The sequence below is a fragment of the Daejeonella sp. genome (assembly GCF_044232565.1).
GTDB lineage: Bacteria > Bacteroidota > Bacteroidia > Sphingobacteriales > Sphingobacteriaceae > Daejeonella.
Genome location: NZ_JBIILQ010000126.1, coordinates 1 through 7,898, shown reverse-complemented (window position 1 = coordinate 7,898; position 7,898 = coordinate 1). Strand labels below are relative to the sequence as shown.

Sequence of the window (7,898 nt, the reverse complement as noted above, 5' to 3'; positions counted from 1 at the left end):
ACAATCTGGTAAGAAACTTCTATTCAGTTTCAATTTCTGGCTATCATATTGCTGAAGCCGGTGCTAATCCAATTTCACAATTGGCATTTACACTGAGTAATGGTTTTACATTTGTTGAGTATTACCTTAGCAGAGGGATGCATATTGATGAATTTGCACCAAACCTATCCTTCTTTTTCTCCAACGGAATTGATCCCGAATATTCTGTAATCGGCCGTGTTGCCAGAAGAATTTGGGCCAAGGCAATAAAACATAAATACAAGGGTAATGATCGCTCACAGAAATTAAAATACCATATTCAAACTTCCGGAAGATCATTACATGCCCAGGAGATCGACTTTAATGATATCCGTACCACGCTACAGGCACTGTATGCGATATACGACAACTGTAACTCGCTCCATACAAATGCCTATGACGAGGCCATTACTACACCTACAGAAGAGTCTGTTCGCAGGGCGATGGCTATTCAGCTAATTATCAACCGCGAATTAGGATTGGCGAAAAATGAGAATCCTTTACAAGGTGCATTTATAATTGAGGAACTGACAGAGCTGGTGGAGAATGCCGTTCTTGAAGAATTTAAAAGAATAAACGACCGTGGCGGAGTTCTTGGAGCAATGGAAACAATGTATCAACGAAGTCGCATTCAGGAAGAATCTCTCTATTATGAAACACTGAAACATGATGGAACCTATCCTATTATTGGAGTAAACACCTTCCTGAATAAGAACGGCTCTCCAACCATTATCCCATCTGAGGTTATCAGAGCTACTGAAGAAGAGAAACAATTTCAAATTTCAGCTCTGGAAACTTTTAAAGACCGAAATTCTGAGGTTTCAGCCGCACTGCTAAAAGATCTTCAGCAGAAAGCTATAGCCGGTGAAAATATATTCGATAGTTTAATGGAAGTATGTAAGGTTTGTTCTCTTGGGCAGATTTCACATGCATTATACGAAGTTGGCGGACAATACAGGAGGAATATGTAATGCAGTTTTCAAATCCAGAGCTAGATATATCATCACTTCCTAAAGCTGAAGAAGCTCATTTAATTCCAATAGCTGAGCAATATTACACAGTAATAACCTACTACAAAATATTTTATTGGTTTGTTATATTTATAATTACTTTAATTGTAGCCATTTTAAATAAGGAATTCCACAGTTGGATGATGGCGGGAATAGCAATTGCAGTTTTTTCTATACTTTGTTTTTTAAACTTCAGATTGGCATTTCTTAACTTTAAAAACAAAGCCTATGCCATAAGAGAGCATGATATCCTATATCAAACTGGCTGGCTAAATAAAAGTCTTCATATTTGCCCTTTTAACCGAATACAGCATTGCTCTGTTGATGCTGGCGTGTTTGAAAGAGATTTGGGTATCAGTAAACTAAAAATTTACTCTGCTGGAGGCAATGATTCTGATATTGTAATTCCAGGCTTAACTCATGAGCAAGCAAATAACATGAGGGACTTAATTATCCTTAAAAACCAGCAAGAATGAGCGTTGGGCTTCAGACTGAATTTAGGCGCCAGCCTTTTGCTGCTATTGGGCATATTCTTGTAAAAACTATACTTCAACTAGCTAAAAATTTTTGGCCCTTTTTTCTACTTATCATTATAAGATCCGATGGAGAAATAGATTCTAATGAAAATTACGTTTATTTGCTCATCGCTGCTTTTATCCTAATTAAGGCGCTAATCGATTACTTTTTCTTCAGATTTAGATTCACAGAAGATGAAGTTCAAGTAAAAAGTGGCATATTCTCGCGTAAGCAGATAACCCTACCATTGCACAAGATTCAGACCGTACATATTAACCAAAATTGGGTACAAAAAATCTTCAACTTATCTGAATTGTCATTTGATAGTCCCGGTTCAAATAAAGAAGAAATAAAAATTCAGTTTCAAAAAATTGAAGCTAAGGAGTTGATGGAATTTATTCTTCAAAAGAAGAAAACAGAAGAACAAATTGAGAATAAGGATGAAATCTTATCAAAGCTAAGCTTCAAGGATTTACTAAAGCTAGGTTTTACTGCCAATCACTTTGAAACTCTTTTAATCCTTATCGGATTGTCTATTTCATTCCTAAATAACATCAAAGGGTTTTTCGAAGATTATGAGAATTTGATGGAAGACTCCACGAATAAATTAGTGGAAAGCGGTGCTTATTTAATTGCAATGGGAGTATTTGCCATTTTGATTCTTTCCATATTAGTTTCCTTGGTCCGAACAATCATTTCCTATCTCAATTTTCAAATAACAAAAAATGCACAAGGATTTAATATTAACAAGGGACTTATAAATAATTCACAAAAGGTATTGCCTTTTGAAAAAGTACAATATGTATCCTGGAAAACAAACTGGTTACGAAAAAAGATATCCATGTATCTCTTTGAATTCCATACAATTGGTGGAGCAGAAGTAAGAAGTAATTTAAAAATTAAGGCACCAATTACTTCCGAGCTTGTCCTAAATAACTTAGCAGGTGTGTACTTCCCAAGTATTCCGGAACATTTTGAAAATATTTTAAGAATTGATAAATCATATTGGTTTAGAAAAACATTCTTCAATGGAATTCTACCTGCTATGCTACTTTTATTCCCTCTTCTATACTTTGTTGAAGAAAGATACTTTCTTTTTTACCTAATAGTTTTACCTCTTTATCTATTTTTTAATTATGGCTTGTATAGAAAAAAATTTCGCTTTTCATGGACAAATAAGCTAATACATATCCAGAATGGAGTATTTGGAGATAAAACAATCCTTCTAAAATGGGAAAAAATTCAATCTGTTAAAATATCTCAAAATCTATTTCAACAACGTAAACATCTTGCAGATTTGGTAATTCATACCGCTGGCGGAACCATTATTGCTCCATACATACCAGTAGAAACTGCTAGAGGCCTTCAGAATTTAGCATTATACAAGATTGAGAGCTCGAAAAAAAATTGGCATTAAAAAATGAACAATAGTCGAATAAATTTTAGCACGCTCCTTTATTCGTCCACTCCTTAAATTTACGAAAAGGGAAGCAAATCCTTCAAACAGGCTTAATCCTGGTTTTTTTATTTTGTACCCTAATATCCCTAGAACGAAAGGAGATAAATCAATATTTATATCAAATCAGATGTCTGCGTTTTAAGGAGCAATTTTTGCTGCAAAAATTTGAAAGCACTACTAGATGATGAAATAAATCACAATAATCCTTGAAAGAATAAAAAGATGAAAAAAAGCCAAATTAGTGAAAAAGAAATTCGAAAGGGAGAAGAGGTAAAAGGTAATGACATCAGAGAAGGTATTTTTAATTTAATTAAGTTGCATTACCCCAACTTCAGCAAAGACGACTATATAACTTTAGCTGAACTAAATCAGTACAGGAGGCTTTATCTAACGTCTTTAATAGTTCAAGAAAAAGGAGAATTAGCCGCACTTGATAGAGATGTAATGGAGGCCATTAAAAACAATTCCATCTTATCGGAAAACATTCAGGATGAAATAGAATCTGAACTTACTTTAGGACAAAGAATTGCTGATAAAGTTGCTGAATTTGGAGGAAGCTGGACATTTATAATTGCATTCTTCTCCTTTATTATCATTTGGATGATAGTGAATATTTGGTTTTTAGCCACAAAACCCTTTGACCCATTCCCTTTCATTCTACTAAATCTATTGCTTTCTTGTTTGGCAGCAATACAAGCGCCAATTATTATGATGAGTCAAAACAGGCAAGAACAAAAAGATAGGCAGAGGGGAGAACATGATTATAAAATCAATCTTAAAGCTGAACTAGAAATTCAACTTTTAAGTGAAAAAATAGATCACTTATTGGTTCATCAGAATAAAAAACTTCTTGAAATTCAAGAAATCCAAACTGACTACTTAGAAGATTTGATGAGAGTAGCTAAAAAACCTATTTAAAGAAAAGACTTACACTATCATATTTAAACTTGCTGTGATACAAAAATTCTGCAAAATAAAGACAATAAACTTTATCTGGGGATCAAATACCCAGAGTGAGATCATAAAGTATTATAGTCGACAAAGTAAATAGAGTTGAATAACCATTTTAAATTGCTCAAACAGTATATTTAATTGATCCACAAGAAAGACATTAGAATATAGATTAAAATATTGAAAAGGAGTTTTGAAAACCCTTTTTTAAAACTATATTTAATTATTAATTATATGAAATGAAGCAGATATTATTTATTATTTCTTGCATTCTATTATCCACAAGTGTGCAAGCGCAGAGTAAACAAAAACTTTTTAATGGTAAAGATTTAAGTGGATGGACTATTCATGGTACCGAAAAGTGGTACGTAGAAAAAGGAAACTTAGTTTGCGAAAGTGGCCCGGATAAAAAATACGGATACCTTTCTACGAATAAAAAATATAAAAATTTTATCCTAGAGTACGAGTTTAAATTAGAAGCAAATGGGAATAGCGGTGTATTTATCCGTTCATCCATTGATGGCACTAAGATTAGTGGTTGGCAGGTTGAAGTTGCTCCACCAGGAAATGGAACTGGCGGCATTTACGAATCATATGGCAGAGGATGGCTCACAAAACCAACAGCTGAAAAAGAGAGCAGTTTAAGTGCTGATGGTTGGAATAAAGGTAAAATTGAAGTAAATCAAGACGAGATCAAAACTTGGTTAAATGGAAATGAAATTTCCAATATCAAGGACGCTAAAATAGGTGCTGCAAATGGTTTTATCGCGCTTCAAATACATGATGGTGGCGGCATTAAGGTACGATGGAAAAATATCCGCTTGAAGGAAATCAACTAAATTAATTTAAAAATCAAAAGCCTACTTTCTCATTGTGTTATTAATAATAGTTAAATAATAAGGCTTGCTAAACAAATCTCGAGACATTAAATGAAAAACAATCTAGAATCATCCCGTAGAGGCTTTATAAAAAAATTAGCTACTTCAACTGCCGCAGTAGCAGTTGGCAGTAAGGTGCTTGCTGTAAGTCCGGAAGCTAACAACAAGCATTTTCCAATCCCAAAAAGAATAGATTTTAGTGTAAATGATCAAATTAACATCGCTTTAATCGGTGCTGGAGGAATGGGTACTGCTGATACAAATACCGCGCTAATGGTGCCCGGAGTAAAGCTAGTGGCTGTTTGTGACCTGTACGACGGTCGTTTGAAAGATGCAAAAACACGCTGGGGACAAGAAATATTTACCACTAGATCCTATAAGGAAATATTAAATCGTGCGGATATAGATGCCGTAATTATTGCTACACCAGACCATTGGCATCAGCAGATTTCTATCGATGCCATGCGAGCAGGGAAGCATGTATACTGTGAAAAACCGATGGTACATAGCATTGGTGAGGGGCCCGCAGTTATTCAAGCTCAAAAAGAAACAGGTAAAATATTTCAAGTTGGAAGCCAAGGTGTTTCTTCCCTAGGAAATGAAAAAGCAAAAGAATTATTGAAAGATGGTGCTATTGGTGAACTTAATTTTGCAGAAGGATTCTGGGCACGCCATTCACCAGGTGGAGCATGGTCATACCCAATACCTGTAGATGCTTCACCAGAAACTGTAGATTGGGAAACTTATTTAAGCAATACCAAGAAGCGCCCATTTGATGCAAAACGATTTTTTAGATGGAGAAACTACCGTGATTATGGCACTGGAATGTCGGGAGATTTATTTGTTCATCTATTTTCAAGTCTGCACTTTATCACTGGCACATTCGGCCCTAATAAAATATACTCCTCAGGTGGACTGAGATACTGGAAAGATGGAAGAGAAGTTCCTGATGTACTCTTAGGTATATTCGACTATCCGGAACAGGCAGAAGTTCATCCGGCATTCAACTTATCCTTAAGATGTAATTTCGTAGATGGAACAAGTGGCAATACCATACTAAAGCTAATTGGAAGTGAGGGTGCAATGGATATTGGCTGGGACAGCGTAACGCTAAGGAGAAACAAGACTTTTTCAAAAGACGATCCTTTTTATATCGAAAATATGAAAAAAGCTGGAACTCCACTAACTGACCGAAAAAGAATACTGCCACAAGAAGAATACACATTTGCTGTTGAAAAAGGATATCTAGGTGCTCATTATGATCACTTCGCTAATTTCTTCAATGCGATTCGAACAAATACAAAAATTGCAGAAGATGCCATTTTTGGATATCGTGCAGCAGCTCCGGCCTTATTATGTAATGATAGTTATAATAATGATACTGCTATTTTATGGAACCCTGAAAAGATGCAGTTAGTTAAGAAATAGGTTAAATTAATAAAAGAAAAAACCCGACCTTATTAAAACAGGGTCGGGTTTTTTTATATGTAAGGAAAGAATTTAACCAGCTATCCAACTAAACTTATATTCCAATGAAGGATTTTTCATGCGCTCAGCAATTCTTAACAAACGATCTGGAAGGTTTATTACATAGTCGCGGGCGCGTTCACCAGCTTCATTTAAATCTCTTAATTTTTCAATCTGCCAATCTTCAATTAGCGTCTTCATGATTTGAACATAATCCACAGCTGTATATACACCCAAACGTTGTGCAGCATCGGTAAAATGACCGAAAGTTTGCCCCATTTGCAAACCAACTTCACGAAGAAAATGAGCAGGCATCACAATTTTATTACGCATCATGTCTTCAAAAGCAATCATAGCTTCACTCGGATCAACCTCAAAAATGCGTGACATAAAATCCTTATAAGCTTTAGCATGACGAGCTTCATCAGAAGCAATAACTCCACACATTTTGGATAATAAGACATCTCCATCCTGTTTAGCTAGAGTTGCCACTCTTCTGTGAGAGATATTGGTTGCAATCTCTTGAAAAGATGTATAGATAAAATTACGGTAAGGATCATGCCCTGTACCAATGTCGAAACCGTCAGCGATTAAATACTGAGTAGAAATTTCCATTTGGCGCATGTTCACACGACCAGATAAGTACAAATATTTATTAAGAAGATCGCCATGACGGTTCTCTTCGGCGGTCCAATGCCTAACCCACTTCATCCAGCCATTATCTTCATCCTTAGAAATACCATCTACCATGCTCAACCAAGACTCATAAGTTGGAAGAGCTTCTTCGGTGATGGTATCACCAATTAAAACAGCAACTAAGTCATAAGAAAGAGCTTCTGCATTTTCCTTAAGGTCTTTAATTTCAGAAAAGAATGTATCGCGTGTTGAATCAGGCAAAAAATCAGAAGGCTGCCAATTGGTATCAATTGGTTTTAAGTACTCATGCATGTTATCAAGCATATATTTTTCAATATGCACTAATACCTCTCTGCGGGATCCTATATTAATATTCATTTGATTATATTATTCAGTAAATATACAGATTAAGCCTGATTGAAAGACACTATTATGTCAAAAAGCTAATATAATTAAAAATCCACAAAAGATGTTACAAACAAAAAACCCTCATCAGAATCTCTGTGAGGGTTTTGTTTTACCAAAGCATCGCTTTGTAGTAAAATTGGGCACCGACCTACTCTCCCACCTTTTACGGCAGTACCATCGGCTCTGGCGGGCTTAACTTCTCTGTTCGGAATGGGAAGAGGTGGACACCGCCGATATAGGCACCTAAAGATCTTGACAGTTGGTTAGTTGGTTTGTTTTTAGTTGGTTAGAAATATCTAACAACTAACTACTAATCACTAACTACTAGACTAATATCTTAACATAAGGGAAAAAAGTATTTGAATAAGAAAACAACAATATTATTAGCTACTTGCGTAGTCTATCTGCCTTGTACAAGTAAAACCTGTACGAAGAAAGCTTCGGGTAATTAGTATTACTCGGCTATGATGTCACCACCTTTACACCTGTAACCTATCAACGTAGTAGTCTTCTACGGCCCTCAATGGAAGTCTCATCTTGTGGCTAGTTTCGCAC

At 35.5% G+C, this 7,898-nt stretch carries 7 protein-coding genes and 2 rRNA genes; 6 read left to right on the top strand and 3 right to left on the bottom strand.

Annotated elements, in window-relative coordinates; translation table 11 throughout:
* From ACILQF_RS08030 to ACILQF_RS08005, 6 genes are all read left to right on the top strand, one after another.
* Positions 1-989 (top strand): methylmalonyl-CoA mutase family protein (locus tag ACILQF_RS08030; protein ID WP_395626900.1); only part of this gene is annotated, 989 nt, incomplete at its 5' end.
* The gene (locus ACILQF_RS08025) at positions 989-1,504 is read left to right on the top strand and encodes a PH domain-containing protein (RefSeq protein ID WP_395626899.1); all 516 of its coding nucleotides are present in this window, start codon (positions 989-991) and stop codon (positions 1,502-1,504) included. The genes ACILQF_RS08030 and ACILQF_RS08025, both read left to right, overlap by 1 nt.
* Positions 1,501-2,961 (top strand): PH domain-containing protein, encoded by a 1,461-nt coding sequence (locus ACILQF_RS08020; RefSeq protein WP_395626898.1) that lies wholly within the window; start codon positions 1,501-1,503, stop codon positions 2,959-2,961. Before ACILQF_RS08025 ends, ACILQF_RS08020 begins: the two co-directional genes overlap by 4 nt.
* A 264-nt stretch (positions 2,962-3,225) precedes the next feature.
* Positions 3,226-3,921, top strand: a complete 696-nt coding sequence (locus tag ACILQF_RS08015) for a DUF1003 domain-containing protein (protein WP_395626897.1) — start codon at positions 3,226-3,228, stop codon at positions 3,919-3,921.
* A gap of 272 nt (positions 3,922-4,193) precedes the next feature.
* Positions 4,194-4,793 (top strand): DUF1080 domain-containing protein, encoded by a 600-nt coding sequence (locus ACILQF_RS08010; RefSeq protein WP_395626896.1) that lies wholly within the window; start codon positions 4,194-4,196, stop codon positions 4,791-4,793.
* A gap of 90 nt (positions 4,794-4,883) precedes the next feature.
* The gene (locus tag ACILQF_RS08005; protein WP_395626895.1) at positions 4,884-6,260 is read left to right on the top strand and encodes a Gfo/Idh/MocA family protein; all 1,377 of its coding nucleotides are present in this window, start codon (positions 4,884-4,886) and stop codon (positions 6,258-6,260) included.
* 72 nt (positions 6,261-6,332) lie between these two features.
* On the opposite strand, the gene ACILQF_RS08000 is transcribed toward ACILQF_RS08005, so the two are convergent.
* The 3 genes from ACILQF_RS08000 to ACILQF_RS07990 form a co-directional block, all read right to left on the bottom strand.
* A complete protein-coding gene (locus tag ACILQF_RS08000) occupies positions 6,333-7,313 on the bottom strand; it encodes an acyl-ACP desaturase (RefSeq protein WP_395626894.1) in 981 nt (326 codons plus the stop codon).
* Positions 7,314-7,478: 165 nt separating this feature from the next.
* Positions 7,479-7,590 (bottom strand): 5S ribosomal RNA (gene rrf, locus ACILQF_RS07995).
* A 181-nt stretch (positions 7,591-7,771) separates the two neighbouring features.
* Positions 7,772-7,898, bottom strand: a 23S ribosomal RNA gene (locus ACILQF_RS07990); the annotation flags it as partial.

What these genes read in the sequence shown, in the direction of transcription:
- ACILQF_RS08025 (WP_395626899.1), top strand. Translation starts at nt 989, where the DNA reads ATGCAGTTTTCAAATCCAGAGCTAGATATATCATCACTTCCTAAAGCT.
- ACILQF_RS08020 (WP_395626898.1), top strand. Translation starts at nt 1,501, where the DNA reads ATGAGCGTTGGGCTTCAGACTGAATTTAGGCGCCAGCCTTTTGCTGCT.
- ACILQF_RS08010 (WP_395626896.1), top strand. Translation starts at nt 4,194, where the DNA reads ATGAAGCAGATATTATTTATTATTTCTTGCATTCTATTATCCACAAGT.
- ACILQF_RS08000 (WP_395626894.1), bottom strand. Translation starts at nt 7,313, where the DNA reads ATGAATATTAATATAGGATCCCGCAGAGAGGTATTAGTGCATATTGAA.
- ACILQF_RS08005 (WP_395626895.1), top strand. Translation starts at nt 4,884, where the DNA reads ATGAAAAACAATCTAGAATCATCCCGTAGAGGCTTTATAAAAAAATTA.
- ACILQF_RS08015 (WP_395626897.1), top strand. Translation starts at nt 3,226, where the DNA reads ATGAAAAAAAGCCAAATTAGTGAAAAAGAAATTCGAAAGGGAGAAGAG.